Origin of the sequence: Pseudohongiella sp., assembly GCF_011050365.1 — a bacterium.
Taxonomy (GTDB): Bacteria; Pseudomonadota; Gammaproteobacteria; order Pseudomonadales; family Pseudohongiellaceae; genus Pseudohongiella.
The window spans coordinates 55510-81504 of record NZ_DRFV01000008.1 but is presented as its reverse complement, the minus strand read 5'-3'; the positions used below and the strand labels follow the sequence as shown (position 1 = coordinate 81504).

Annotated in this window: 25 protein-coding genes; 19 read left to right on the top strand and 6 right to left on the bottom strand. The window is 54.1% G+C overall.

Going from position 1 to position 25995, the window contains the following annotated elements; all coding sequences use genetic code 11:
- The first annotated feature begins 13 nt into the window (after positions 1 to 13).
- The 16 genes from mnmE to glmS all read left to right on the top strand — a co-directional run bounded on the left by mnmE (position 14) and on the right by glmS (position 16734).
- Positions 14 to 1411, top strand: a complete 1398-nt coding sequence (gene mnmE / locus ENH71_RS06240) for a tRNA uridine-5-carboxymethylaminomethyl(34) synthesis GTPase MnmE (protein WP_294131271.1) — start codon at positions 14 to 16, stop codon at positions 1409 to 1411.
- Between the two features lie 404 nt (positions 1412 to 1815).
- The gene (gene mnmG, locus ENH71_RS06235) at positions 1816 to 3720 is read left to right on the top strand and encodes a tRNA uridine-5-carboxymethylaminomethyl(34) synthesis enzyme MnmG (RefSeq protein ID WP_294131268.1); all 1905 of its coding nucleotides are present in this window, start codon (positions 1816 to 1818) and stop codon (positions 3718 to 3720) included.
- 1 nt (position 3721) lies between these two features.
- Positions 3722 to 4387 carry a 16S rRNA (guanine(527)-N(7))-methyltransferase RsmG gene (gene rsmG, locus ENH71_RS06230; RefSeq protein ID WP_294131266.1) on the top strand — a complete coding sequence of 222 codons (666 nt, stop codon included), beginning with the start codon at positions 3722 to 3724 and terminating at the stop codon, positions 4385 to 4387.
- 38 nt (positions 4388 to 4425) lie between these two features.
- Positions 4426 to 5202 carry a ParA family protein gene (locus ENH71_RS06225; RefSeq protein WP_294131263.1) on the top strand — a complete coding sequence of 259 codons (777 nt, stop codon included), beginning with the start codon at positions 4426 to 4428 and terminating at the stop codon, positions 5200 to 5202.
- Positions 5203 to 5249: 47 nt separating this feature from the next.
- Entirely contained in the window at positions 5250 to 6173 is a 924-nt protein-coding gene (locus ENH71_RS06220; RefSeq protein ID WP_294131260.1) for a ParB/RepB/Spo0J family partition protein, read from the top strand.
- A gap of 124 nt (positions 6174 to 6297) precedes the next feature.
- Positions 6298 to 6687 (top strand): ATP synthase subunit I, encoded by a 390-nt coding sequence (locus ENH71_RS06215; RefSeq protein WP_294131258.1) that lies wholly within the window; start codon positions 6298 to 6300, stop codon positions 6685 to 6687.
- A 62-nt stretch (positions 6688 to 6749) separates the two neighbouring features.
- On the top strand, positions 6750 to 7583 hold the full coding sequence (gene atpB / locus ENH71_RS06210) for a F0F1 ATP synthase subunit A (RefSeq protein ID WP_294131670.1): 834 nt from the start codon (positions 6750 to 6752) through the stop codon (positions 7581 to 7583).
- A 49-nt stretch (positions 7584 to 7632) separates the two neighbouring features.
- Positions 7633 to 7878, top strand: coding sequence for a F0F1 ATP synthase subunit C (atpE, locus tag ENH71_RS06205; RefSeq protein ID WP_070117135.1), 246 nt, complete (start codon positions 7633 to 7635; stop codon positions 7876 to 7878).
- 56 nt (positions 7879 to 7934) lie between these two features.
- The gene (gene atpF / locus ENH71_RS06200) at positions 7935 to 8405 is read left to right on the top strand and encodes a F0F1 ATP synthase subunit B (protein WP_294131245.1); all 471 of its coding nucleotides are present in this window, start codon (positions 7935 to 7937) and stop codon (positions 8403 to 8405) included.
- 11 nt (positions 8406 to 8416) lie between these two features.
- Positions 8417 to 8953, top strand: a complete 537-nt coding sequence (locus tag ENH71_RS06195; protein ID WP_294131244.1) for a F0F1 ATP synthase subunit delta — start codon at positions 8417 to 8419, stop codon at positions 8951 to 8953.
- Between the two features lie 25 nt (positions 8954 to 8978).
- On the top strand, positions 8979 to 10523 hold the full coding sequence (gene atpA / locus ENH71_RS06190) for a F0F1 ATP synthase subunit alpha (protein WP_294131243.1): 1545 nt from the start codon (positions 8979 to 8981) through the stop codon (positions 10521 to 10523).
- A 48-nt stretch (positions 10524 to 10571) separates the two neighbouring features.
- Positions 10572 to 11432, top strand: a complete 861-nt coding sequence (gene atpG / locus ENH71_RS06185; RefSeq protein ID WP_294131241.1) for a F0F1 ATP synthase subunit gamma — start codon at positions 10572 to 10574, stop codon at positions 11430 to 11432.
- Between the two features lie 64 nt (positions 11433 to 11496).
- On the top strand, positions 11497 to 12900 hold the full coding sequence (atpD, locus tag ENH71_RS06180; protein ID WP_294131238.1) for a F0F1 ATP synthase subunit beta: 1404 nt from the start codon (positions 11497 to 11499) through the stop codon (positions 12898 to 12900).
- A gap of 83 nt (positions 12901 to 12983) precedes the next feature.
- Positions 12984 to 13397 (top strand): F0F1 ATP synthase subunit epsilon, encoded by a 414-nt coding sequence (locus ENH71_RS06175; RefSeq protein ID WP_294131235.1) that lies wholly within the window; start codon positions 12984 to 12986, stop codon positions 13395 to 13397.
- 96 nt (positions 13398 to 13493) lie between these two features.
- Entirely contained in the window at positions 13494 to 14867 is a 1374-nt protein-coding gene (glmU, locus tag ENH71_RS06170) for a bifunctional UDP-N-acetylglucosamine diphosphorylase/glucosamine-1-phosphate N-acetyltransferase GlmU (protein ID WP_294131232.1), read from the top strand.
- 31 nt (positions 14868 to 14898) lie between these two features.
- A complete protein-coding gene (gene glmS / locus ENH71_RS06165; protein WP_294131230.1) occupies positions 14899 to 16734 on the top strand; it encodes a glutamine--fructose-6-phosphate transaminase (isomerizing) in 1836 nt (611 codons plus the stop codon).
- A 61-nt stretch (positions 16735 to 16795) separates the two neighbouring features.
- Here glmS and ENH71_RS06160 read toward each other — a convergent pair whose 3' ends face one another.
- Positions 16796 to 17656 carry an SIS domain-containing protein gene (locus tag ENH71_RS06160; protein ID WP_294131228.1) on the bottom strand — a complete coding sequence of 287 codons (861 nt, stop codon included), beginning with the start codon at positions 17654 to 17656 and terminating at the stop codon, positions 16796 to 16798.
- Between the two features lie 82 nt (positions 17657 to 17738).
- Between ENH71_RS06160 and ENH71_RS06155 the strand changes: the two genes are divergently transcribed.
- Positions 17739 to 18923, top strand: coding sequence for a GNAT family N-acetyltransferase (locus ENH71_RS06155; protein WP_294131225.1), 1185 nt, complete (start codon positions 17739 to 17741; stop codon positions 18921 to 18923).
- Here the strand turns inward: ENH71_RS06155 and ENH71_RS06150 are convergent.
- The 3 genes from ENH71_RS06150 to ENH71_RS06140 all read right to left on the bottom strand — a co-directional run bounded on the left by ENH71_RS06150 (position 18904) and on the right by ENH71_RS06140 (position 21146).
- Positions 18904 to 19743 carry a response regulator gene (locus ENH71_RS06150; protein WP_294131222.1) on the bottom strand — a complete coding sequence of 280 codons (840 nt, stop codon included), beginning with the start codon at positions 19741 to 19743 and terminating at the stop codon, positions 18904 to 18906. The two genes, ENH71_RS06155 and ENH71_RS06150, sit on opposite strands and share 20 nt — an antisense overlap.
- 7 nt (positions 19744 to 19750) lie before the next feature.
- Positions 19751 to 20527 carry a peroxide stress protein YaaA gene (gene yaaA, locus ENH71_RS06145; protein ID WP_294131220.1) on the bottom strand — a complete coding sequence of 259 codons (777 nt, stop codon included), beginning with the start codon at positions 20525 to 20527 and terminating at the stop codon, positions 19751 to 19753.
- A gap of 61 nt (positions 20528 to 20588) precedes the next feature.
- Entirely contained in the window at positions 20589 to 21146 is a 558-nt protein-coding gene (locus ENH71_RS06140; protein WP_294131218.1) for a DUF4265 domain-containing protein, read from the bottom strand.
- Between the two features lie 87 nt (positions 21147 to 21233).
- On the opposite strand from ENH71_RS06140, the gene ENH71_RS06135 reads away from it, so the two are divergent.
- Both ENH71_RS06135 and ENH71_RS06130 read left to right on the top strand, forming a co-directional pair.
- Entirely contained in the window at positions 21234 to 21599 is a 366-nt protein-coding gene (locus ENH71_RS06135; RefSeq protein ID WP_294131217.1) for a hypothetical protein, read from the top strand.
- A gap of 81 nt (positions 21600 to 21680) precedes the next feature.
- Positions 21681 to 22085, top strand: a complete 405-nt coding sequence (locus tag ENH71_RS06130) for an acyl-CoA thioesterase (RefSeq protein ID WP_294131215.1) — start codon at positions 21681 to 21683, stop codon at positions 22083 to 22085.
- A 37-nt stretch (positions 22086 to 22122) separates the two neighbouring features.
- Here the strand turns inward: ENH71_RS06130 and ENH71_RS06125 are convergent, their stop codons facing one another.
- A complete protein-coding gene (locus ENH71_RS06125) occupies positions 22123 to 23469 on the bottom strand; it encodes an L-cystine transporter (RefSeq protein WP_294131213.1) in 1347 nt (448 codons plus the stop codon).
- 138 nt (positions 23470 to 23607) lie between these two features.
- The gene (gene uvrD / locus ENH71_RS06120) at positions 23608 to 25818 is read right to left on the bottom strand and encodes a DNA helicase II (protein ID WP_294131210.1); all 2211 of its coding nucleotides are present in this window, start codon (positions 25816 to 25818) and stop codon (positions 23608 to 23610) included.
- Positions 25819 to 25995 lie beyond the last annotated feature (177 nt).

Below are 25995 nucleotides of genomic sequence, written 5' to 3'. Positions count from 1 at the left end.
TGATACCTATATCATGCTGAGCGCATCGGATACGGACACAATTTGTGCGGTAGCCACACCACCGGGTCGTAGCGGTGTGGGTATCGTGCGAGTGTCCGGTCCGGCGTGTCAGGACATTGCCAACCGCATCCTGCATTTCACGCCAACGCCGCGACACGCACATTACTGCCCCTTCCACGACAATACCGGCGAGCTCATCGATCAGGGCATTGCACTGTATTTTCCGGGTCCCAACTCTTTTACCGGCGAAGACGTGCTTGAACTGCAAGGCCATGGTGGCTATTTCATCATGGATGCCCTGCTGAAAATCATTCTGGCGGCCGGTGCTCGGCTGGCGCGACCGGGCGAATTCACCGAGCGAGCCTTCCTTAACGACAAAGTGGACCTGGCGCAGGCTGAGGCCATCGCCGATCTTATTGACAGCAGCTCCGCGGAAGCAGCCAAAAGCGCCATGCGCACCTTGCAGGGCGAGTTCTCGCGACTGATAGACAACCTGGCCGAGTCCATCACCCTGTTACGAGTCTACCTGGAAGCGGCGATCGATTTCACCGACGAAGAGATCGATTTCCTCAGCGAAGGCCGTATCGCGGAAAAACTCGATTCCATCATAGTGACGTTAGACAAGGTACTTGAGCAGGCACGTCAGGGCGCCCTGATCCGCGAAGGCATGGCGGTGGTTATCGCCGGCAAACCCAATGCCGGGAAATCCAGCCTGTTGAACGCACTTGCCGGTAAAGAATCAGCCATTGTCACTGACATCGCCGGCACCACGCGAGATGTACTCAGTGAGCAGATCACCATCGACGGAATGCCTCTTCACATCACTGACACGGCTGGTTTGCGTGACAGTGATGACGTCGTCGAGCAGGAGGGCATAAGGCGCGCGGTCAATGCTGTAACGCAGGCTGACCGCATTCTGCTGGTAGTCGATGCCAGTCAGGAATCGGTTGATGTCAGCAATATCAAAACCTATCTGCAGGGTCCGGGATTCGAAGCCCTGTCCCACGCACTGGACACTTCCCGACTGACCATTATCCAGAACAAAGTGGACCTGCAGTCGAAACCGCCGGCGCTGATACCGGCAGCAGACACAGGCCAGGCCAGTGTCATCCGGCTATCCGCGAAACAGGGCGCTGGTATAGACCTGCTACGTCAGCACCTGAAAGATTGCATGGGCTTTCAGGCCACGGCAGAAGGCGGGTTTATTGCCCGTCGCCGCCATCTGGACGCATTGGGCAAAACCCGGCAATGTCTGGAACAGGCTCGTTTTCAGTTGTCCCATCATGCTGCAGCCGAACTGGTTGCCGAAGATCTACGTCACGCGCACCGACATCTGGGTGAAATCACCGGGGCAGTCACCACCGATGATCTATTGGGACGTATTTTCTCCAGTTTTTGCATTGGCAAATAATTATTTTTGCCTGTTCTCAAGATGGTCAAAAACTGTGCATAAAATCGCATTTTCTGTGTATAAGTTTTTTGTGAAATTTTCCTGTTTTTTGCCTTGTGGATAACATCGGGTCTTCTGCACAGCTTGATAAAAGCTTTGCTGCAGCTTGAGCAGTGCTTGTGCACCGAACTATACAGTCAGTATCCCTATGTTTTATATATAAAAAAAAGGGTTGTCTACAGAAAACCGGTTTACCATTAGTATTAACAGTATTAAGTCTTTATGTTTTATCTATAACTATATCTATTATATTTAATCATTAATGTTAATAAGATTTACTTGTGGATTATTTTCCATCACAAGCCTTTAAATTTGCGTTACAAGGCTTATACTTAGCACCCTTTTCAAAATTGACTGTTCAAACTATGGATTTTTCCAAACGATATGACGTGATCGTGGTCGGTGGTGGCCATGCCGGAACCGAGGCGGCTCTGGCAGCGGCCCGTTCAGGCGTGAAAACCCTGCTGCTGACGCACAATATCGAAACCCTGGGCCAGATGTCCTGCAACCCTGCTATCGGCGGGATAGGAAAGAGCCATCTGGTTCGCGAAATCGATGCTTTGGGCGGTGCCATGGCCACAGCGACAGACCTGGCTGGCATCCAGTTCCGGGTACTGAACAGCAGCAAAGGCCCAGCCGTGCGTGCCACCCGGGCCCAGGCCGATCGTGCTCTGTATCGAGCTGCGATTCGGCATATTCTCGAAAGCCAGGACAATCTGGATATTTTTCAGCAAGCTGCTGACGATCTGATTCTGCAGGGTGAGCGCGTAGACGGTGTTGTCACGCAAATGGGCGTGCGCTTTTTTGCTCCGACCGTGGTGTTAACCACCGGTACTTTCCTCGGCGGCAAGATTCATATCGGCCTGGAAAACACCTCAGGTGGTCGTGCCGGCGATCCGCCCTCAATCAAGCTGGCCGACCGTTTGCGTGAATTGCCGTTCAACGTGGGTCGTCTGAAAACCGGCACACCGCCGCGCATTGACGCCCGCTCGGTGGATTTTTCCGTGATGCAGGCGCAGCCCGGCGATACGCCACTGCCGGTCATGTCATTCATGGGCAAGGTGGAAGACCACCCGGAACAAATAAATTGTTATATAACAGCCACTAATGAACGCTGTCACGAGATTATCCGCAATGGGCTGGACCGATCGCCGATGTACTCCGGTGTTATCGAAGGCATAGGGCCTCGCTACTGCCCGTCCATTGAAGACAAAGTGATGCGTTTTGCTGACAAGACCTCGCATCAGATCTTTGTTGAGCCTGAAGGACTCAACACCAACGAGCTGTATCCCAATGGCATCTCCACCAGCCTGCCCTTTGATGTGCAGATCGAGTTGGTGCGCCAGATCAAAGGCTTTGAAAACGCGCATATTACCCGTCCTGGCTACGCTATCGAGTACGATTTCTTTGATCCGCGCGACCTGCATCATTCGCTGGAAACCCGGTTTATCAAAGGCCTGTATTTTGCCGGTCAGATCAACGGCACGACGGGCTACGAAGAAGCCGGTGCACAGGGATTACTCGCCGGTATCAATGCCGCCCGTGCCGCACGCGAGCTGGAAAGCTGGTGCCCGCGCCGAGACCAGGCCTACATCGGCGTGCTGGTCGACGACCTGATCAGCATGGGCACCACAGAACCCTATCGCATGTTTACCAGCCGCGCCGAATACCGCTTGCTGCTGCGCGAAGATAACGCTGATCTGCGCTTGACCAGTGTCGGCCGGGATATGGGTCTGATTGACGATGAGCGCTGGCAGGCGTTTTGCCAGAAGCAGGACAGTATCGGCGATGAATTGAAACGCCTGAAGTCTGTCTGGGTGCAGCCAGGCACTGACAAGGAGGCCGCCATCAGTGGCCTGCTGGATAAACCGCTGGGTCGAGAATACAATCTGGCGGATTTGCTGGCGCGCCCGGAACTCAGTTATCAGACTATGCGCGACGCATTGCATGAAACCTCGATCAAATTGCCCGAACTGGATCCTCAGGTGACTCAACAGGTTGAAATACAGCTTAAATATCAAGGCTATATCAATCGCCAGGAAGAGGATATCCAGAAACTCAAGCGTCAGGAAAACACGGCGCTGCCGGCAGACTTTGACTATCAGCACATGGAAGGGCTTTCCAACGAGCTTAAACAGAAATTGCTCGCAGCCAAACCTGACACCATTGCCCGGGCTTCGCGTATCCCTGGCATGACGCCGGCAGCTGTGTCTCTGCTGCTGATTTATCTGAAAAAATACCAGGCTGTCAGAACCAGACAAACGGCCTGACATGGATTTGATAAAGATGGACCTGGCAAAACGACTGCAACACGGACTGGTTGAGATGGCGCTTGACCTGAGCGAGGCTCAGCAGGCTGCCATGATCGAGTACGTCAATCTGCTCGACAAATGGAACCAGGCGTTCAACCTGTCGGCCGTGCGCGATCCACACGACATGGTGTCGCGGCATCTGCTCGACAGTCTGAGTCTGTTGCCGCGCATTCAGGCGTTGTGTGCAGAAAAACCCAACATGACAGTGCTGGATGTGGGCACCGGTCCGGGTTTGCCGGGCATTCCACTGGCCCTGAGTTTGCCCGGAGTCAATTTTACCCTGCTGGACAGCAACGGCAAAAAAACCCGCTTTGTGTTTCAGGCCCTGATGGCGCTGGGGTTGAAAAATGTCAAAGTTGAAAACACGCGCATCGAAAGCTACCAAAGTCCTGGCCAACTTGATATTGTCGTGAGCCGGGCGTTTTCCTCGCTGGCTGATTTTGCCCTGGGCTGCGAACATCTGTGTGGTCCGGATACCCGATTGCTGGCGATGAAAGGCCAGTACCCGACAGATGAAATCCGTGATTTGCCTGCACACTGGCAGCAAGCGGATGCGCGGGCCATTGACATACCGTACTGTGATGCACAGCGCCATATTATCGAATTGCAACTGACAAGACCCTAACAACAGCAGCAACCAGCTTTAGCAGACAGGAACCGCCGGTGACAAAAATACTCGCGATCGCCAACCAGAAAGGCGGTGTAGGGAAAACAACCACATCCGTTAACCTGGCCGCCTCATTACAGGCGACCAGGCGTCGTGTATTGCTGGTCGACATGGATCCGCAAGGAAATGCCACCATGGGCAGCGGCATCGACAAGGCTGACCTGGAATACTCCGTTTACGATGTGTTGGTTGGCGAAGCCGATTTTGATCAGGCCTGTGTCAAGGCGCCCGAAGCGGGTTTTGACATGTTGCCGGCGAATGGTGATCTGGTCGCTGCAGAAATTGAGTTGCTGGAGCTGGAACGGCGCGAAAGCCGGTTAAAAGAAGTGCTGGCGAAAGTAACGGAGCGCTACGACTTCATAGTTATCGACTGCCCACCCTCGTTGGGCATGCTGACACTGAACGCACTGGTGGCGGCACAAGGTGTCATTATTCCCATGCAATGTGAATATTATGCGTTGGAAGGACTGTCTGCGCTGGTTGATACCATCTCCGCAGTCAGTGAAAGGCATAACCCGGAACTCAAGATCGAAGGTATTCTGCGCACCATGTATGATCCGCGCAACAAGCTGACCACGGAAGTGTCCGGACAGCTTTACCACCATTTCGGTGACCGCGTGTATCGCACGGTTGTGCCCCGTAATGTCAGGTTGGCAGAGGCGCCCAGTTACGGTTTGCCGGTGTTGCAATACGATCGTCAGTCGCGTGGCGCCATTGCCTATCTGGCGCTTGCCGGCGAAATGCTGCGCCGCCAGGAACAGGCTGCCACCTGAGCAGGACGACGTCAGAGTTAATCATCAAGGATCACAAAGGTTTGAGCATGTCAGGAAAGAAAAAACTGGGTCGGGGACTGGATAAGCTGCTGGGCAGTGCCGCCGCGTCGCATCGTGCCGCGCAGGCCAGTGAGCAGGTGCCTGTGCAGCCCGACGCAACCCCGGGACAACCGCAACCGCGGGTCGACAAAGACAGCGAACTGCGGCATCTGCCGGTTGAACTGATCCAGCGCGGCAAGTATCAGCCGCGAACCGACATGCATGAGGAGGCGCTGCAAGAGCTGGCCGAATCCATCAAGGTTCAGGGCGTCATGCAACCGATAGTGGTGCGACCGGTACCGGGTGACCGTTACGAAATCATTGCCGGTGAACGCCGATGGCGCGCCACCCAACTGGCCGGTCTGGATACCATTCCCGCTGTTATCCGGCTGGTGGGCGACGAATCTGCCATTGCCATGTCGCTGATCGAGAACATTCAGCGCGAAAATCTTAACCCGATCGAAGAAGCCATGGCGCTGAAACGTCTGCAGGAAGAGTTTGAATTGACGCAGCAGGAAGTGGCAGAAGCGGTCGGCAAATCGCGGACCACAGTCACCAATCTGTTGCGCTTGATGTCGCTGAGCCATGACGTGCGGCTGATGCTGGAGCGCGGCGATCTGGAAATGGGACATGCGCGAGCCCTGTTGGGCCTGCCAGCGGAGCAACAGTCGGAGGCCGCCAAGGCGGTCAGTGGCAAAGGCCTGTCCGTGCGTCAGACCGAGTCCATGGTGCGCCGGTTACTGGCCGACGAGTCGCCGAAAAAAGCCGAGGTTGAACGGCAGGATCCGGATATAGCCAGCCTGGAAGACAAACTGTCCGAGCGCATCGGCGCCAAAGTACAGATACAACACAGCAGCAAGGGTTCCGGTAAACTGACGTTGCGCTATAACAGTCTGGATGAGCTTGACGGCATTCTTGCGCATATCAAGTAAACAGGCATTAAGCAGGAGAGTGTAATACCGTGTTGATTGGCCGGGCTAAAATCCCTATAATGCGCACCTCTGAAAGAGGAACGGAAGCCAAAAACAAGAGAGCTTTTGACTACCAGCGTCACACATGTCAACGATAAAAGCTCCTCCCATATATAAAGTCGCGGTAATACAGGCAGTTACATTGTTTTTGCTTGTGCTGGCGGTTGCGATACTGAGCAATTGGACAGACGCATATTCTTTACTGATCGGTGGTTTGATTTGTTTAATACCGGGCACACTTTTCGCGAGAAAAGCGTTTAAGTACCGGGGAGCAAGATCGGCCGGGCTGATTGTCAAAGAGCTTTATCAGGGTGAAGCGATAAAACTGGTATTGATGGGTGCAGGGTTCGCACTGAGTTTTATTTATATAGATCCACTGAACGTGGTGGTTTTGTTTTCAGGATTTGTTCTGGTGCACATAACAGGCGTGCTTATGTTTGTCCGCGTAAGCAGACCTGTCCGGAACAACCCGTAAAATCGGCAAACTGACAAGAAATAAATCAAACCATGGCAGATGCAAATTCAACAGGCTTTACCATGCCTGAATACGAAAGCGGCACTGAATACATTGCCCACCACCTTGGTTTCCTGAGATTCGGCCAAAAAGCCGATGGCAGCTGGGGCATCGCTCACTCCGTGGAAGAAGCGGACGCTATGGGCTTCTGGGCGATCAACGTCGACTCCATGCTCATGTCTCTGTTACTGGGCGTGATCTTTATGGGCCTGTTCTACTTCGTAAGCCGCCGTGCTACATCAGGCATCCCCGGCCCGTTGCAAAACGCCGTGGAATTCATTGTCGAGATGGTTCAAACCACGGTAAAAAGTACATTTTTTGCCCGCAATGAACTTATTGGCCCGCTTGCGCTGACCATTTTCTGCTGGATCTTCATGATGAACCTGATGGATCTGGTGCCGGTTGACTGGATTCCCTTGTTGGCACAGGTAGTCGCGCAGGATAGCCATCTTTATTTCAAAGCTGTTCCGACAACAGACCTGAATATTACTGCCGGGTTCGCTATCAGCGTCTTCGTACTGGTTATTTATTACAGTATCAAAGTCAAAGGTATGGGTGGGTTCCTCGGTGAGTTTGCTTTCCATCCGTTTGGCAAATGGGCACTGCCGCTCAACCTCATAATGGAAATCCCCAGCTTTCTTGCCAAGCCGGTATCCCTGGCGCTGCGACTGTACGGCAACATGTTCGCTGGCGAAATGATCTTCATGGTGATTGCGATGGTTGGCTTGTACCAGCTGCCACTGCATTTTGCATGGGCGGTGTTCCACATCCTCATTATCACCTTGCAAGCGTATCTGTTCATGATGCTGACAATTGTCTATCTGAACCAGGCACACACGAAGTCCGAGGCTCACTAAACCCTTAATCTTTTACTGTTAGACCTTTTGTTAAATCTTGGAGAAAAAAATGGAAACTATTCAGGCATTTTCTGTAATCGCTATCGCCCTCATCTTTGGTCTTTGTGGCGCTGGTACAGCGGTTGCATTCGGTAATCTGGGTGGCAAGCTGATCGAAAGCTCTGCACGTCAGCCGGAACTGGCCCCTAAACTGCAGGTTCAGTTCTTCCTGGTTGCTGGTTTCGTTGACGTAATCTCAATCATCGGTGTGGGTGTGTCTTTCCTGGTGATCTTCGCAAACCCTTTCCTCGGTTAACCGAACGCTTGAGTCTATTTTCAAGCCAAGCGGATTACTAACGCAGAGGTGACACCATGAATCTTAATGCAACCATACTCGGCCAATCGATAGCCTTTGCTGTCTTTGTCTGGTTCTGTCTCAAGTATGTCTGGCCGCCGATTACGGCTGCCATGGCAGAACGACAGAAAAAGATTGCTGATGGTCTGGAAGCGGCTGACCGTGCTCAGCGTGACCTGAACCTGGCGCAGAACAAAGCGGCAGATGAACTTCGCGAAGCGAAGGTCAAGAGCGCTGAAATTATCGATATGGCAAACAAGCGTTCCAACCAGATCGTTGATGAAGCCAAAGACAAGGCTCGTGATGAAGGTCAGCGTTTGATTGCCGGCGCTAAAGCCGAAATTGAAATGGAAGTTCAGCGCGCGCGTGAAGTACTGCGAGCGCAGGTCGCGGCCATCGCGATCTCCGGAGCCGAGAAAATTCTCGAATCCTCCGTGGATCAGGCCGCTAACGAAGAGCTGGTTAAAAAACTCGCTTCTGAGTTATAGGCGAACATACGATGGCAGAGTCAATTACATTAGCCCGTCCTTACGCCAACGCTGCTTTTGAAGTAGCGGTTGCTGACAAAGCGCTGGCTGAATGGTCAGAAATGCTGAAGACACTGGCAGCGGTGGCAGCGGACGATAAAGTCAGCAACTTGCTGAAGAATCCGGCACTGACCGCTGAAAAACAGTCTGATGCCTTGCTGGCAATTTGTGGCGATGAAGTATCCGCCAAGGGCAAAAACATGATCCGGCTGCTGGCGGAAAATCGCCGACTGCCGCTGCTGCCCGAAATTGCAGAGATCTTTGATGTGCTCAAGGCTGCGAAAGAAAAGAGCGTCGACGTAGAGCTCGCTACCGCGTACGCCTTGAGCGATGCCGTTGTTGAGCAACTGACCCAGGCACTCCAGAAGCGACTGGACCGTCAGGTTAAACTGCACACCAGCGTTGATCAGGGCCTTATCGGCGGTGCTGTCATTCGGGCAGGTGATACCGTCATCGACAGTTCTGTTCGCGGAAAACTGAACAAATTAGCCGAATCATTGAGTTCCTAGAACAACTGGGAATGAGGGAATAAGCATGCAACAACTGAACCCGTCAGAAATCAGTGAAATTATCAAACAGAGAATCGATAATCTCGACGTTTCTGTGCAGGCCAAGAATGAAGGTACCATCGTCAGCGTTTCTGACGGTATCGTTCGTATTCATGGTCTGGCAGATGTCATGTACGGTGAGATGATCGAATTCGATGGTGGCCTTTTTGGTATGGCCCTCAACCTGGAGCGTGACTCCGTAGGTGCCGTAGTACTGGGCGACTATCAGGTATTGGCAGAAGGTCAGTCCTGTCGTTGTACCGGCCGCATTCTGGAAGTACCAGTTGGTCCGGAAATGGAAGGTCGGGTTGTTGATGCATTGGGTAACCCCATTGACGGCAAAGGCGCAATCAATGCCAAACTGACCGCTCCGGTTGAGAAAGTGGCTCCCGGTGTAATCGCGCGTAAGTCGGTAGACCAGCCGGTACAGACCGGTCTGAAAGCAATCGACGCCATGGTGCCTATTGGTCGTGGTCAGCGTGAGCTGATCATTGGTGACCGTCAGGTGGGTAAAACAGCTGTCGCCGTTGATGCCATCATCAACCAGAAAGGAAAAGGCGTTAAGTGTGTTTATGTCGCTATCGGCCAGAAGCAGTCGTCCATCGCACAGGTGGTCAGCAAGCTGGAAGAGCACGGCGCCATGGAATACACCATTGTTGTCGCCGCCAGTGCCTCCGACCCCGCCTCCATGCAATACCTGGCACCTTACTCGGGCTGCTCCATGGGTGAGTACTACCGCGACCGCGGTGAAGATGCCCTGATTATTTATGATGACCTGACCAAACAGGCATGGGCCTATCGTCAGATCTCCCTGCTGCTGCGTCGTCCGCCGGGCCGTGAAGCTTATCCTGGTGATGTATTCTATTTGCACTCACGTCTGCTTGAGCGCGCTTCACGCGTAAACGCAGATTATGTTGAGCAGATGACCAACGGCGAAGTGAAAGGCAAGACCGGTTCATTGACCGCACTGCCTATCATTGAAACCCAGGCCGGTGACGTATCTGCATTCGTACCAACCAACGTGATCTCAATCACCGACGGTCAGATCTTCCTGGAAACCGACCTGTTCAACGCGGGCATCCGTCCGGCGATTAACGCCGGTCTGTCAGTATCGCGTGTAGGTGGTGCAGCACAAACAAAGATCATCAAGAAGCTCGGCGGTGGTATTCGTATCGCTCTGGCCCAGTATCGAGAACTGGCGGCATTCGCCCAGTTTGCATCAGATCTGGACGATGCTACCCGTGCCCAGCTGGAACACGGTCAGCGTGTTACCGAGTTGATGAAACAGGGTCAGTACTCACCGATGTCAGTTGCCGAAATGGGCCTGGTATTGTTCGCTGCCAACGAAGGCTTCCTGAAGGATGTTGACCTGAACAAGATCGTGGCGTTTGAAAAAGCGCTGGTGTCTTATGCCAACAGTCAGCACAGCGAGCTGTTGAACAGCGTGAACAGCAAGCCTGACTTCAACGACGAAATTGCGGCGCAACTCAAGTCGTTGATCGAGCAGTTCAAAGCAACTCAAACCTGGTAACTGTGGTTTTTAACTACAGGCCGGGCAATATTCGGTAGGCGGTGAATTATGGCTGGTGGAAAAGAGATTCGAGGCAAGATCTCCAGCATCAATAATACGCGGAAGATAACCAGCGCCATGGAAATGGTTGCTGCGTCCAAGATGCGGAAAGCGCAGGATCGCATGGCGATTGGCAAACCTTACGCAACACACATGCGCAAGGTAATTGGTCATGTCGCCAACGCGAACCCGGAGTATCGTCACGTCTATTTCACCACTCGTGAAGTTAAACGTGCTGCGTTTATTGTTATATCGTCAGACCGCGGCCTTTGTGGCGGTCTGAATATCAACGCGTTCAAGGCGGCCGTCAAGGCGATCTCCGGTTTGCGTAAACAGAATGTTGACGTTGAGTTCGCTGCAGTGGGCGCCAAAGCGACATCGTTCTTCAATAATTATGGCGGGAAAGTGGTGGCATCGGTTCGTGGCCTGGGTGACAAACCCGAGCTGGCGGATGTAATCGGCGCCGTCAAGGTCATGCTGGACAAGTTTGACAACGGTGAAATCGACCAGCTTTTCCTGGTCAGCAACAGCTTTGTCAACACCATGACCCAGACCCCGGTGGTTGCGCAGTTGCTGCCGCTGGAGCCGTCAGACGATAAAGAGCTGAAGCATCACTGGGACTATATTTATGAGCCCCAGGCCGAAGCACTGCTCGATGGTTTGCTGGCCCGATACATTGAAACTCAGGTCTATCAGGCAGTGGTTGAAAACCTCGCCTGTGAACAAGCGGCCCGAATGATTGCAATGAAGAACGCAACTGAAAACGCAGGCGATTTGATTGAAGAGCTTGGCCTTGTTTACAACAAGGCGCGTCAGGCTTCCATTACACAGGAATTGTCAGAGATCGTCAGCGGCGCGGCCGCAGTCTGATCGCCAGCGACAAACAGTTATTTAACCAGTTTAGAAGATCAGGAATACTTAAGAGGAACCGGACATGAGTAGCGGTCGTATCGTACAAATTATCGGTGCAGTTATCGACGTACAATTCCCGCGGGAAGAAGTACCTCGTATCTATGATGCACTGTCCGTCGAAGGCGGCGAAATCACACTCGAGGTGCAGCAGCAGTTGGGCGACGGCATCGTGCGTACCATCGCGATGGGCAGTACCGAAGGTCTGCGCCGTGGTCTGGAAGTGTCCAACACTAAAGCCCCAGTATCTGTCCCGGTTGGTAAAGAAACCCTGGGCCGAATCATGGACGTGTTGGGCCGACCAATTGATGAGCGCGGCGACATCGGTGAACAGGAGCGCATGCCTATTCACCGGAAGGCGCCTGCCTATGACGAGCTGTCAGCTTCCAATGAACTGCTGGAAACCGGCATCAAGGTTATCGACCTGATCTGTCCGTTCGCCAAGGGTGGTAAAGTTGGTCTGTTCGGTGGTGCCGGTGTTGGTAAAACTGTCAACATGATGGAGCTGATCAACAATATCGCAAAAGCACACAGCGGTCTGTCAGTATTTGCTGGTGTTGGTGAGCGTACTCGTGAAGGTAACGACTTCTACCACGAGATGCAGGAATCCAAGGTTATCGACATGGATGACCTGACCAACTCAAAAGTAGCGATGGTGTACGGCCAGATGAACGAGCCGCCCGGTAACCGTCTGCGTGTGGCGCTGACTGGTCTGACCATGGCTGAAAAATTCCGTGATGAAGGGCGTGACGTTCTGTTCTTCGTCGACAACATCTACCGTTACACACTCGCGGGCACCGAGGTATCAGCACTGCTGGGCCGTATGCCTTCAGCGGTAGGTTACCAGCCGACACTGGCGGAAGAGATGGGCGTTCTGCAGGAACGTATTACCTCTACCAAGACCGGTTCCATCACGTCAATTCAGGCGGTATACGTACCGGCGGATGACTTGACTGACCCGTCACCGGCCACCACCTTTGCTCACCTGGACGCAACAGTTGTACTGTCACGTTCCATCGCCGAGCTGGGTATCTACCCGGCGATCGATCCGCTGGACTCCACCTCACGTCAGCTGGATCCGCTGGTTATAGGCCAGGAGCATTACGAAGTGGCACGGGGCGTGCAGACTGTACTGCAGCGTTACAAGGAACTGAAGGACATCATCGCGATTCTGGGTATGGACGAGCTGTCGGAAGACGACAAGCAGACCGTAGCACGTGCGCGTAAGATCCAGCGTTTCCTGTCACAGCCGTTCTTTGTGGCTGAAATCTTCACCAACACTCCCGGCAAATACGTGTCTCTGAAAGACACCATTGCTGGCTTTAAAGGCATCCTGGAAGGTGATTACGACCATATTCCGGAGCAGGCCTTTAACATGGTAGGCACCATTGAAGAAGCTGTTGAAAAAGCGGCTAAACTCAAAGGCTGATAGTGTTGCTTGCAGGCAGGTTCGATTGAATCTGCCTGCCAAAGACATCAATGGTCTGACAGAATTGCAAAGAGAAAAACCTTATGGCGATGACAATGCATTGTGACATCGTAAGTGCAGAAAAACAGATCTTCTCCGGCCTGGTTGAAATGGTTGTGGCAACCGGAACGTTAGGTGATCTGGGTGTGGCTCCAGGCCACGCACCGCTACTGACCGAACTTATTCCCGGCCCCGTGCGTTGCGTACTGCGTGATGGTGCGGAAGAAATTTACTACGTTTCCGGCGGTTATCTGGAAGTTCAAAGCGGCACCGTAACGGTGCTGGCTGATACTGCGATTCGTGCCGGCGACGTTGACGAAGCTGCAGCGCAAAAGGCTATCGAAGACGTACAATCTGCTATCGCAAACAAGGATGCAGAGTTCGAGTACTCGCGAGCCGCTACGCAGTTGGCAGAAGCGGTTGCTCAGCTGCGCGCACTCAAGCAATTGCGCAAGTAATTCCCACATAGCTTTGTCCGTAATGCTTTGAAAGCGCGGCAAAAAAGGGTAGCCTAACAGCTACCCTTTTTTTATGGACGTAAAACAGGACGGAACATGAGCATAGACGTCATCGTGTTGGCAGCGGGCAAAGGTACACGGATGTATTCTGACCAACCCAAGGTCCTTCACACCCTGGCCGGCAAACCCATGCTGAGCCATGTACTTGATGCTGCTACGGCTATAACCGCCGACACTATTCATGTGGTCACCGGTTATCAATCGTCCCAGGTGCGCGCCTATTTTGCTGAACACCCGGTCGCAACACCACTTAAATGGGTTGAGCAGACCGAGCAACTGGGAACGGGCCATGCCGTACTACAGGCGATCCCGGCCGTCGATGACGATAAAACAGTACTGGTGCTGTATGGTGATGTACCGTTGATCACGCCCGCAACCCTGCAACAACTGCGACAGAAGGCGGAAGAAACCGGCATTGCCGTGTTGACCCTGATCACGGATAACCCGACCGGACTGGGGCGTATCATTCGTGACGAGGTTGGACAGATTTCTGCTATTGTCGAGGAAAAGGACGCCTCGGATGAACAAAAAAAGATAACAGAAATAAATACCGGCATTATGGCGTTCAGCGCGTCTCGACTGAAACAATGGTTACAGTCCCTGACCACCGCCAACGCCCAGGGCGAATACTACCTGACCGATACAGTGGCTATTGCCTGTGGCGACGGATGTAAGGTAAGCAGCCTGCTAACACATGACGAAAACGAGGTGCAGGGTGTCAATAATCGCCTGCAGCTTGCCGATCTTGAACGTAGTTACCAAATTCGACGGGCACGAGAACTGGCATTGCAGGGGGTGACTGTTCATGATCCGGCACGCCTGGATATCCGCGGACCGCTGCAGATCGGGCGTGACGTATGCCTTGATGTGAATATTATTCTGGCGGGCAGCAATCGTATCGGCGACCGCGTCAGCATCGGGCCGAATGTGACGCTTATCAACAGCGATATCGGCAATGACTGTGTGATACTGGCCAATAGTCATATTGAAGGCGCAAAACTGTCACCCGGTTGTACAATTGGACCCTTTGCCCGATTGCGTCCGGGCACTGAACTTGGTGACAATGCCAAGATCGGTAACTTTGTTGAAACCAAAAAATCAACTATCGGCGCCGGTAGCAAGGTGAATCACCTGAGTTATATAGGCGATGCCAGTGTCGCTGAAAATGTAAACATCGGGGCCGGCACCATCACCTGCAACTACGACGGCGTCAATAAACACAAGACAACAATCAGGGCCGGTGTATTCGTTGGTTCGAACACCGCATTGGTAGCGCCGGTTACCGTAGGACGCGAAGCGACAATAGCTGCCGGCTCAGTGGTAACCGCAGATGTGCCGGACAACACACTGGCAGTCGCACGAGGCAGGCAGAAAAACATAAGCGGTTGGAAACGACCAGTTAAAAAATAACGGTAGAATCAGCAGAAAGCAGGGGTTGTTTATGTGCGGAATCGTAGGCGCAGTGGCACAGCGGGACGTGGTAGAAATATTGCTCGAAGGACTGAAGCGACTGGAATACCGTGGCTATGATTCTGCCGGCCTTGCCGTACTGGATGATACGGGGAAATCGCTTCATTCAGTGCGAGCTGTCGGTAAAGTTAAAAAACTGGTTAGCAAAATCGAGGACACCCCGACACGCGGTAAGACCGGAATTGCGCACACACGTTGGGCAACACACGGTGTGCCCAGTGAGCACAATGCTCATCCGCATATGTCGAATGATGAATTCGCCCTGGTTCACAACGGCATTATCGAGAATCATGATGCCTTGCGTAAACAACTTATCAACGACGGTTATAAATTTTCCTCTGATACCGATACTGAAGTCGTCGTGCACCTGATACATCAGGCCATGACACAAGGGAGCGCCAACCTGTTGTCGGCAGTCCAGCAGATCGTGCCCATGCTGCACGGTGCCTACGGCCTTTGTGTGGTCAGCACCCACGAGCCCGAGACTCTGGTGGTTGCGCGTAGCGGCAGCCCACTGGTCATTGGTGTGGGAATAGGGGAAAACTTTGTTGCTTCCGATCCGCTGGCATTGGGTCAGGTCACTGACCGGTTCATTTACCTGGAAGAGGGCGATGTTGCCGAAGTTAAACGTAAATCAATTCGTATTTTCTCCGACGGGAAGGCGGTAGAGCGAAAACGCACCCGAATTCGCAGTGATATTTCCGAGATCGAGAAAGGTGAATACGGCCACTTCATGCTCAAGGAAATTTACGAACAGGCTGCCGTTATCAAGAACACACTCAGTGGTCGCATCAGCGATGCACATGTTCTGGAAGAGTCGTTTGGCATAAAAGCCAAAGCAATATTTGACCAGGTAAATAACGTTCAGATCGTTGCATGCGGTACCAGTTTTCATGCAGGCCTTATAACCAAGTACTGGCTGGAAAACATTGCAAAAATGCCATGTCAGGTCGATATTGCCAGCGACTATCGGTACCGGAACATAATTGTTCAGCCGGGTACATTATTCGTTACCATCTCCCAGTCGGGTGAAACCGCCGATACCCTGGCAGCGCTGCGTTATGCCGGCGAGCTGGACTATGTCGGCAGTCTGGCAATTTGTAATGTTGCGACCAGCTCTCTGGTCCGGGAATCGGATTTCTCCCTGTTGACCATGGCTGGTCGCGAGATAGGGGTGGCGTCGACGAAGGCGTTCACTACGCAGTTGTGTGCCTTATTGCTGCTATCGCTGGTACTGGGTCGCCGCAATGGCATGAGCGAGGAGACTGAGGCGAAGTACATCAAGGATCTGCACAAGTTGCCGGACCTCGTCAATCAGGTACTGACGCTGGACAAAGCCATACAGGAGCTGTCTATCAGCTTTGCTGACAAGCATCACGCGCTTTTCCTGGGCCGGGGCAATCAGTATCCGGTTGCCAAAGAAGGCGCGCTCAAACTCAAGGAGATATCCTACATCCACGCCGAAGCGTATCCGGCCGGTGAATTGAAGCATGGCCCGCTGGCGCTTGTGGATGACAAGATGCCGGTAATCGCAGTGGCTCCCAACGACGAACTGTTGGGAAAACTGAAAGGCAATCTGGCCGAAGTCAGCGCCCGGGGTGGAAAGCTGTTTGTGTTTGCCGATGAAACCGGAGGCTTTGATGATGATGGCGATTACAAACTGATTCGCATGCCACCGGTACCCGATGTGCTGGCGCCTATCCTCTACACCATCCCGCTGCAATTACTGTCATACCATGTTGCCATTCTGAAGGGGACAGACGTCGATCACCCGAGAAACCTGGCCAAGTCGGTTACGGTGGAGTGACTGCGCACTTGGCTCTGAAAACAACGACTGTGATCGGCGACCCGTAACCTGAAGGTTGCATTCACTCGCTGGGTTTCTGTGTCCGCAGAGCACGCAAGCTCTTGTTAATGCGTTTAAGATAGTCTTTCAGTAAATCCTTGCGCAGCCGCGCCACGCCCATCGCCAGCACGTCAATCACCAGCAGGTGCGCAATGCGCGATGAGACTGGCGTGAACACCTGCAGGTCCTCCTCCATGTTGACGTAAATGGGGATAGTACTGAGCTTGCTCAGGGGCGTGTCCTGCGGAGCCAGACCGACGACTGTAGCGCCGGCCTCAAGCGCCAGCTCGACACTCTGAATCAGGGCCTTGGTGCGACCCGATTGCGAAATGGCCACCACCACGTCTTTGGGGCTGAGCGAGATCGCTGACATATGCTGTATGTGTGGATCAGTGTAGGCGGTGCTGGACAGCTGCAGGCGGAAGAACTTGTGCTGGGCATCAGACGCCACCGATCCGGATGCGCCGAATCCGTAAAACTCGACCCGATTGGCCTCATTGATCGCGGCAATGGCCTGCTCCAGTGCCGCCGGATCAAGCTCATCGCGCACGGTAAGCAGAGAGCCAATGGTTGAGTCGAATACTTTGTGATTAAGATCGGCGATAGTGTCGCGATCGTCCACCGAGAACTGGGAATAGCTGCTGTTGGCGCCCAAATGCTGCGCCAGTTGCAACTTGAACGACTGAAACCCATCAAAATCCAGCGCCCGGCAAAAACGCACCACGGTCGGTTCACTGACATCGGCACGTGCGGCGACATCGACAATACGCATGCCCAGCACTGCGGTGGCGTTGTCGATAACAAAGTCGGCCACTTTACGTTCCGACTTGCGCAGCAACTCGCGTCGCTCCTTGATTTTGCTGATCAGATTGTGGGCATCCACCGCTGTCTTCCTGTTACACTGCTGGCAGTGAATATAACAGGAAGCACGGTTTCAGTACCATCCTTAGGGTTATCTTAAACGCATGACAGACGACTCACCGGAAATACGCATCGGCCTGTCCATGCAGGACATTGATGTTGAGCAGTGGGACAACCTGGTCAGAGATCAGAGTCCGTTCCTGCAACATGCATTTCTGCGCGCGCTGGAGCAAAGCGGTTCCGTGCAGGCAGAATCGGGGTGGCAACCCTGTCACCTGACCGTCATGGTCAATGCCGGTGACGGGGAGAAAATGCTGGCAGCCATGCCCCTGTATATCAAGAATCACTCTTACGGAGAATATGTGTTCGACTGGGGCTGGGCTGACGCCTATCAGCGCTATGGCCAGCAGTATTATCCCAAACTGCTGACCGCAATACCGTTCACACCCAGTCAGTCGCCCCGGGTCCTGGTCGCTGACGGCGAAACTCTGCAGCAATGGCTGCCGCATATCGAACAGGCGGTGCTGACGTATGCCGACAAGATCGGCGCCAGTTCCTGGCATATTCTGTTTCCCGACCGCGCCAACGCTTCCGTGCTCCGGCAAGCAGACCTGATCAGACGCGAAGCCAGCCAGTTTCATTGGCAAAATAAAGGCTATAAAACATTCGACGATTTCCTGGCAAGCTTCAGTTCGCGCAAACGCAAAAATCTGCGCAAGGAACGTGCTGATGTCGTTGCTCAGGGTATTCAGTTTCAGTGCCTGGAAGGAGAGGATATTACCGAAGATATCTGGGATGTATTTTACCGCTACTATCAGAATACCTATCAGATTCGCGGGCAGCAGGGTTACCTGACCCGGGACTTCTTCCGTTTGATCAACCGGAGCATGCCAGAAAATCTGTTTCTGGTGATGGCGTCGCAAGCCGGTAACTATGTCGCTGGTGCACTATTTTTCAAAGGCGCGGACACATTGTTCGGCCGATACTGGGGTGCCGAACAGGACTACGACAATCTGCATTTTGAAACCTGTTACTACCAGGGCATTGAATACTGCATCGAGCACAATATCAGCCTGTTTGATGCTGGGGCGCAGGGTGAACACAAACTGCGTCGAGGCTTTGAACCGGTCACCACGCAATCGTTTCACTGGATAAAAGACCCCGCGTTTCGGGCCGCGATTGCCGACTTTTGTCAGCAGGAAATGGCACATGTGGCCGCCTATCAGTCAGCGGCCATTGAACAATTGCCGTTCCGTCAGACCGATACGGTCAGGGATTCTCCAGAATAAAGCTGCTGAGCAATACGCGCTGTTCCTCAGTGGGATTGTCAAAGCGCATGAGCAGGTTGAGAAACTCGGCATCAGGGCGCTTCTCCACAGCAGAGATGCTGTGGACATATGCCTGCAGGTCACTGATGGCCTTGCTTGCCTGATTGCCTGGCGACAGCGTCACCGTGGTGTCTGCAAAAACACTGGGGTGTTCAGTGCCACGCTTACAAACCAGCAGCACCTCGTCAACACTGATGGCCTTGATCATACAGCGAAATTCAATTTTGCCCCATGCTACCAGTGCCGTACCTTTGAGTTTGGGTGCCTCTTTGGTTTTGGCGGCGCCGGTCAATGCTTCCAGTGAGGAACTGCCGGGCATGCCGTCGGACTTGCCACTGAGAATTTCCAGCGAGCTGAAAGGTCCGCCCTTGCTGGGCGAACCGGAGGCCGCCTTGTTGAGCTTACCGGATTTGATCAGCGCCTTCTGTACTTTTTGCATCAGCTCTTCGCCGGTAAACGGCTTGCCCAGATAATCACTGACGCCGGCCTGCACCGCGCGCATGATATGTTCTTTGCCACCCAGGCTGCTGATCATGACAAACGGTATAACTGCCAGCTTTTCATCGGCGCGTACCCATTGCAACAGCTCTTCTCCGCTAAGCCCGGGCATTTCCCAGTCACTGAGAATAAGATCAATAGGTTGCCGGCCCAGGATGGACTGCGCTTTGCGCCCGTCAGCCGCCTCAATGATTTCGCACTGGGGCAGATACTTGCGCAAGGTACGTTTGATGAGGTCGCGAATAAAGCTCGCATCATCAATCAGCAGGATTCGAATTTTCATATCAAGGTTACCCAGCCTGTTTACGTAAAAATACCGGCGCTTGAATGGTGGAGTCTTTCTCACTGAAGCGGTAACCGGCCATGTCGAACTCACGGATACCTGCCAGCGAATCGATACGATTTCTGATGACATGCGCTGCCATCATGCCGCGCGCTTTTTTGGCGAAGAAACTGATGATCTTGTATTGGCCGTTTTTGTAGTCCCTGAAAACCGGACTGACGATGTCAGCATTGAGTACCTTTTTATCGACCGAACGGAAATATTCATTAGATGCCAGGTTCAGCAGAACGCGGTTCTTGTGTCCGTTCATGGCCGTATTCAGGCTCTCACTCAGGCGAGTTCCCCAGAACTCGTAGAGGTTCCGGTTGTCGCCATGCTGCAGGGAGGTGCCCATCTCCAGCCGATAGGGTTGCATCAGATCAAGTGGCCGGAGCAGGCCATAAAGACCGGACAGGATGCGCACATGGTTCTGCGCGTAGGCCATGTCTTTCTGGGTCAGCGCATGGGCGTCCAGGCCGAGGTAAACATCACCGGTGAAGGCATAAATTGCCTGCCGGGCGTTGCTGGTGTCAAACGGTGTTTGCCAGTTCAGGTTGCGCTCAAAATTGAGCTCACCCAGCTTTGCGCTGATATGCATCAGCGCTGATAGCTCTTCCGGGGATTTCTGGCGCAGGGTCTTGATCAATTGTGCCGAGTCATCCAGATAGTCTGGCTGAGTAAACTTGCCGGTGGGCACAGGCTTGTCAAAATCCAGGGACTTGGCGGGCGATAGAACCAACAGCATAAGGGCCTCAGATAACGTGAGCTTGGATATTGATAGAGATACGATTGATACGTAGAAGCGGCTAAACGGATTGCGCAATGTCCTGCCACCAGTTCAATGGTGTGACGCCATCCTCGGGGTCATAGACATTGCCATAGAACCAGATGGTGTCCGGAAACCCGGCCAGCACCTTGTTGAGCACCGCCTCGATCTGCTGAAAACCAATGGAAACATGGATGGTGTAGACCAGCAGTCCAGGGCTGCTGATATCGATGCGGCCGTCAATGAGCTCGATTTCTGGCGTCAGCGCCTGATCCAGTTCCTCTGTGTTAAGCTTGCTGAAAACACGAACACTCAGGTTACCGCTGTGTTCCAGCAGTTCATAGGTAGTAGGGTTGTCTACCGGATACCGAATCCTGTCATCGGCGGCCAGTCCGCGGATAAACGCCGGGGATTTGGTCAGGCGAAACTCAACGGGCTGCTCAAGCCCGGCTTTTGACAATAAAGCCGCAGGATCAGTGACCTGCTTCCGGCCTGCATCGGCAACGGGCACAACACTGACCTGCTCAACAACGGGTTCGTTGTTGTCATTGTAGCCGGCAATCAGCGGTATCTGAATGGGTTCTTGCGCTTGGTCCATGGGGTTGGCTTCCCGGATGCCCGGCCAGATGGGCCGGATCGTGTCAATTCATTGTCAAACAGGGCTTATTGTAACCCGCGAAACATTATGCTGGTACTCTTTGAACGCTTTGCGACCCGTCTACAGGGTCTGAAATGGCCCACTGTGCTGGGTCTCATGGTCATGTTGCTGATCACCGCCTGGGTGTTTACCGGGGCTTCGCCAGAGTTGCAGGATCGCTGGCTGATACCTGCTGTGCTGATATCTGTCTGGCTGTTGCTGCTGTTGTCCGGCATCAATATGTTTGCCCGGATACCGGCCATGGCCACGCCTGAGATGGCATGGTGGGCGCGCGTTAAAATCAGACTGCACCGTGGTCTCTATCATCTGTTTGCATGGTTCATGCTATTGGTCAGCCTGGCCCTGGTGGTGGTGACTTTCCAGCTCGCCGCTGCATGGATAAGAATGAATTAACTGGTCTACGTGGCACAGATGTAAAAGATTGCTGCTAACATACGCAAACTGCGCAATAACAATACAATAAGGAGTTTTTCGATGGGCCTGATTGATGACGATATGGACAGGGACCCCACGCCCGCCGGTGAGTTGGCACTGCAGACGCTGGCGATGCCGCGCGATACCAATGCCAATGGTGATATTTTCGGCGGCTGGCTGGTGTCACAGATGGACCTGGCGGCAGGTATCGCCACCAAGCAGGTCACCCACGGACGCTCCGCCACCGTTGCCATCAAGAATGTCGAGTTCCTGGCGCCGGTCAGCGTTGGTTCGGTGGTGAGTTGTTATGCGGAGATCCTGGAAACAGGCCGAAGTTCCATGCACATCAACATTGAGGTATGGATCTCCAATTCACTGACTCAGGCAGCCCAGCGCAAGGTGGCCGAAGGCCTGTTTATCTTTGTTGCCATTGACGACAATGGACGCACACGCCGGATCAAGTGATCCGGCAATGTTAAAATGACCAACACACAGCAGCCTGTCAGGACACCCCTTCAGTCACAATCCTGCTGGTAATCTTGCCACTGGTCATCGCTCCGCTGACGTTAAGCGCGGTGCGGCCCATATCGATCAAGGGCTCAATGGAAATCAGCAACGCCACCAGCTCAATCGGTAGCCCCATGGCCGGCAGCACAATCAGTGCAGCAAACGTGGCGCCACCGCCGACACCGGCAACACCGAACGAGCTGATGGCAATGATGATGACCAGTGTCAGGATGAAGCCGGGGGCCAGTGGATCGATACCCACCGTCGGCGCCGCCATCACTGCCAGCATGGCCGGGTAGATACCGGCACAGCCATTCTGCCCAATGGTTGCGCCAAAGGACGCTGACAGACTGGCAATCGACGGCGGTACCTTCAGCTCCTCGATCTGGGTGCGGATATTCAGCGGAATGGTCGCAGCCGAGCTGCGGGTGGCAAAGGCGAAGGTCAGCACCGGCCAGATCTTGCGGAAAAAATCCATCGGGTTGTTGCCGGACAGACTAAGCAGCAGGGCATGCACCACAAACATGATGGCAATGGCCAGATAGGAGGCCACCACAAAGCCGATCAGGTTGAGGATATCACTGCCGTTGGAGCTGGCCACCACATAGGTCATCAGGGACAGGATGCCATACGGCGTCAGGCTCATGATGATCTTGACCAGACGCATGATGATGGCCTGAAAAGTTTCGGTGCCACCCTTGATGCGGTCTGCGTACTCCGGCTTCTCACGGCTCAGCAGCAGCCCCGCCAGACCAAACAGCATGCCAAAAATCACCACCGCAATAATGGAGGTGCTGCGCGCATCAGTCAGGTCGGCAAAGATGTTTCTGGGAATAAAGTTAACAATGGTCTGGGCAATGGTCAGATCTGCGACCACGGGCGCCCGGGTTTCCAGCACGGCTGCCCTGGCAACTTCGCGTTCGCCGCCCACCATGCCTTCGGCGCTGAGGCCAAATACGGTAGTTACCAGAATGCCGACCAGTGCGGCAATCATGGTGGTGAGCACCAGTATGCCAATCACCGAGCCGCCGATTTTGCCCAGGGCGGCCACTTCATGCAGCTTTACCACCGCAGCAATCATGGTCACCAGCACCAGCGGCATGATGATCATGCGCAGCAGTGACACGTAGATATCGCCCGGCAAATCGGTCCATGTCAACGTGGGGCGGATCTGCTCAATATCACCGCCGTGGATGAGTTGCAGGAAGAAGCCGAAGGCAACACCCAGCAGCAAGGCGATAAAGACCTGTTTGGCGAGGCTGGTCTCAGGCTTCCTGAGCTTGTACAGGCCAAACAACAGTGCGATAAAAATGACAATGCCGAGAAGTGTCAGAACTGACATGGAGGGGCTCCCTTGATTATTATTGGCCCGTTATAGCCCTTAAACAGTGTCAGTAGCAAACGGTTTTTGTGACTAAGCTTATGAAATAAAAGGCAGCAATGGGCTTTCGCAGGCAGCGGACAGTCGCCAGGCAGCCGGTCAGGCCACCGGCTCCAGACGTGCATACGATAACACCAGCCATTTACTGCCGACGTCGGTGAAGTTCACCTGGACGCGGGCATTGGGGCCACTGCCTTCATAATTGAGCACCACACCTTCACCAAACTTGCCGTGCCGCACCCGTTGACCCAGCGTGATGTTGGTGTCCGGTACATCAGCGCCGGAGCGGTAATGTGGTTGCCGGCCCGGTGGGGTTGGTGCGGGTCGCTGAATGGTGGTTTTCATGCGGATCGGTTCGATCAGCTCTTGCGGCAGCTCGCGAATAAAGCGTGAGGGCCGGCAGATATTAACGTCGCCGTGCAGACGGCGCGACTCGGCGCTGCTCAGGTACAGCTTCTGCATCGCGCGGGTAATGCCGACGTAACACAGGCGACGCTCTTCCTCGATGCCGCTGAGATTTTCCATCGACATCTTGTGCGGAAACAGGCCTTCCTCCATGCCGCACATGAACACCAGCGGAAATTCCAGGCCCTTGGCGCTATGCAGCGTCATCAACTGCACGGCGTCATCGCTTTCCGAGGCCTGGGCTTCGCCGGCGTCCAGTGCTGCCTGATCGAGAAACGCGGACAGCACGTCACGGTCATTGACCGGATTGTCCTCATCCACCAGCATGTCGTCAGTGGCATCCTCGGCAAAGCTACGGGTGGCGGTAATCAGTTCGTCCAGGTTTTCGAGTCGGGCCTGGGCTTTATCGCCACCTTCTTTTTCATGATGGGCAACCAGACCACTTTGTTTGATGACGTGCGCGACTTTTTCGCCCAGCTCCAGGGTCTGGCAATGCGCGTCCATGTCGTCAATCAGTCGCAGGAAGGCCTGCACCGCCGCCGCCGCCCGGGCCGGCAACAGCTTGTGGTCGATGCTTTGTTGACACGCCGCCCACAGTGAATAACCTTCGCGGCGGGCCATGTCGCGCAGACCATCCAGGGTTTTGGAGCCGATGCCCCGCGTGGGCACGTTGACGACACGTTCCATGGCCGTGTCGTCGTGGCGGTTGATCACCAGACGCAGGTAGGCCAGGGCATTACGAATCTCCAGGCGGTCATAGAAGCGCTGACCGCCATAGATGCGGTAGGGCATGGCGACGCGCAGCAGGGCTTCTTCCAGTTCCCGCGACTGTGCATTGGAGCGATACAGGATAGCAGCCTCAGTCAGGCGATGGCCGGTGTTCATCCAGTCTGTGAGACGATCGACGATAAAGCGCGCTTCGTCCTGCTCATTAAACGCGTCGTACAAGGAGATGGTTTCTCCCTCGTTACCGTCAGTCCACAGCTCCTTGCCCAGCCGGCCCTGATTGTTGGCAATCAGGTGATTGGCGGCCTTCAGGATGTTGGAGGTAGAGCGATAGTTTTGTTCCAGGCGGATGATCTCGGCTCCGGCAAAGTCGGTATTGAACTGCTGGATGTTTTCGATGCGCGCGCCACGCCAGCCGTAGATGGACTGGTCATCGTCGCCGACCACCATCAGGTGACCACTGGCGCCGGCCAGCACCCGCAGCCAGGCATACTGTACCGCATTGGTGTCCTGGAACTCGTCGACCAGGATATGCCGGAAGCGGTGCTGGTAATGCGCCAGTAATTCGGGGTTGTTAAGCCACAATTCGTGAGCGCGCAGCAGAATTTCGGCAAAATCCACCATGCCGCCACGCTGACAGGCTTCTTCATAGGCGGTATACACGGTCAGCATGGTGCGGGTGTATTCATCACCCATGTGTTCGATGTGTTTGGCGCGCAGGCCTTCATCTTTCTGGCCGTTGATGTACCACTGGATCTGTTTGGGTGGCCACTTGTCATCGCTGACGCCCAGTGCCTTGCACAGACGCTTGATCAGCCGCAGCTGGTCATCGCTGTCCAGAATATTGAAGTTTTCCGGCAAGTTGGCTTCTTTCCAGTGCATGCGCAGCAGCCGGTGTGCCAGGCCGTGGAAGGTGCCTACCCACATGCCACCGGGCGGGTGGGTGAGCAGCTCTTCGATGCGGCTGCGCATCTCGCGCGCGGCCTTGTTGGTAAACGTCACTGCCATGATGCTGTGAGGCGATACGCCCTCGGTCTGCATCAGCCAGGCGATACGGTGCACCAGCACCCGGGTTTTGCCACTGCCGGCACCGGCCAGCACCAGCATGCTGGCGGGCGGCGCGGCCACGGCGCGGCGTTGTTCGTCGTTCAGGGAGTCAAGAATGTAAGATACGTCCATAACCTCGTATTCTAGCTGGAACCGGGTGCGTACACACGGGCAAATTAGCGCTTTTTACCGGAAGGTCTTGCTGATAAAATATCGAACCTTTGCTCGGTAGCGGGGGCGGCTGTACACACAGTGTCCCAAACAGTGCCCCAAATTTCCGCGCCGAGCGTATATAATGCCGTTCACAAA

Coding starts and splice junctions, on each gene's coding strand:
- atpA (WP_294131243.1), top strand. CDS start 8,979: ATGCAACAACTGAACCCGTCAGAAATCAGTGAAATTATCAAACAGAGA.
- rsmG (WP_294131266.1), top strand. CDS start 3,722: ATGGATTTGATAAAGATGGACCTGGCAAAACGACTGCAACACGGACTG.
- glmS (WP_294131230.1), top strand. CDS start 14,899: ATGTGCGGAATCGTAGGCGCAGTGGCACAGCGGGACGTGGTAGAAATA.
- ENH71_RS06215 (WP_294131258.1), top strand. CDS start 6,298: ATGTCAACGATAAAAGCTCCTCCCATATATAAAGTCGCGGTAATACAG.
- glmU (WP_294131232.1), top strand. CDS start 13,494: ATGAGCATAGACGTCATCGTGTTGGCAGCGGGCAAAGGTACACGGATG.
- ENH71_RS06155 (WP_294131225.1), top strand. CDS start 17,739: ATGACAGACGACTCACCGGAAATACGCATCGGCCTGTCCATGCAGGAC.
- atpB (WP_294131670.1), top strand. CDS start 6,750: ATGCCTGAATACGAAAGCGGCACTGAATACATTGCCCACCACCTTGGT.
- yaaA (WP_294131220.1), bottom strand. CDS start 20,527: ATGCTGTTGGTTCTATCGCCCGCCAAGTCCCTGGATTTTGACAAGCCT.
- ENH71_RS06130 (WP_294131215.1), top strand. CDS start 21,681: ATGGGCCTGATTGATGACGATATGGACAGGGACCCCACGCCCGCCGGT.
- atpF (WP_294131245.1), top strand. CDS start 7,935: ATGAATCTTAATGCAACCATACTCGGCCAATCGATAGCCTTTGCTGTC.
- mnmG (WP_294131268.1), top strand. CDS start 1,816: ATGGATTTTTCCAAACGATATGACGTGATCGTGGTCGGTGGTGGCCAT.
- ENH71_RS06175 (WP_294131235.1), top strand. CDS start 12,984: ATGGCGATGACAATGCATTGTGACATCGTAAGTGCAGAAAAACAGATC.
- atpG (WP_294131241.1), top strand. CDS start 10,572: ATGGCTGGTGGAAAAGAGATTCGAGGCAAGATCTCCAGCATCAATAAT.
- atpD (WP_294131238.1), top strand. CDS start 11,497: ATGAGTAGCGGTCGTATCGTACAAATTATCGGTGCAGTTATCGACGTA.
- ENH71_RS06150 (WP_294131222.1), bottom strand. CDS start 19,743: ATGAAAATTCGAATCCTGCTGATTGATGATGCGAGCTTTATTCGCGAC.
- ENH71_RS06140 (WP_294131218.1), bottom strand. CDS start 21,146: ATGGACCAAGCGCAAGAACCCATTCAGATACCGCTGATTGCCGGCTAC.
- ENH71_RS06125 (WP_294131213.1), bottom strand. CDS start 23,469: ATGTCAGTTCTGACACTTCTCGGCATTGTCATTTTTATCGCACTGTTG.
- mnmE (WP_294131271.1), top strand. CDS start 14: ATGCTGAGCGCATCGGATACGGACACAATTTGTGCGGTAGCCACACCA.
- uvrD (WP_294131210.1), bottom strand. CDS start 25,818: ATGGACGTATCTTACATTCTTGACTCCCTGAACGACGAACAACGCCGC.
- ENH71_RS06195 (WP_294131244.1), top strand. CDS start 8,417: ATGGCAGAGTCAATTACATTAGCCCGTCCTTACGCCAACGCTGCTTTT.
- ENH71_RS06135 (WP_294131217.1), top strand. CDS start 21,234: ATGCTGGTACTCTTTGAACGCTTTGCGACCCGTCTACAGGGTCTGAAA.
- atpE (WP_070117135.1), top strand. CDS start 7,633: ATGGAAACTATTCAGGCATTTTCTGTAATCGCTATCGCCCTCATCTTT.
- ENH71_RS06220 (WP_294131260.1), top strand. CDS start 5,250: ATGTCAGGAAAGAAAAAACTGGGTCGGGGACTGGATAAGCTGCTGGGC.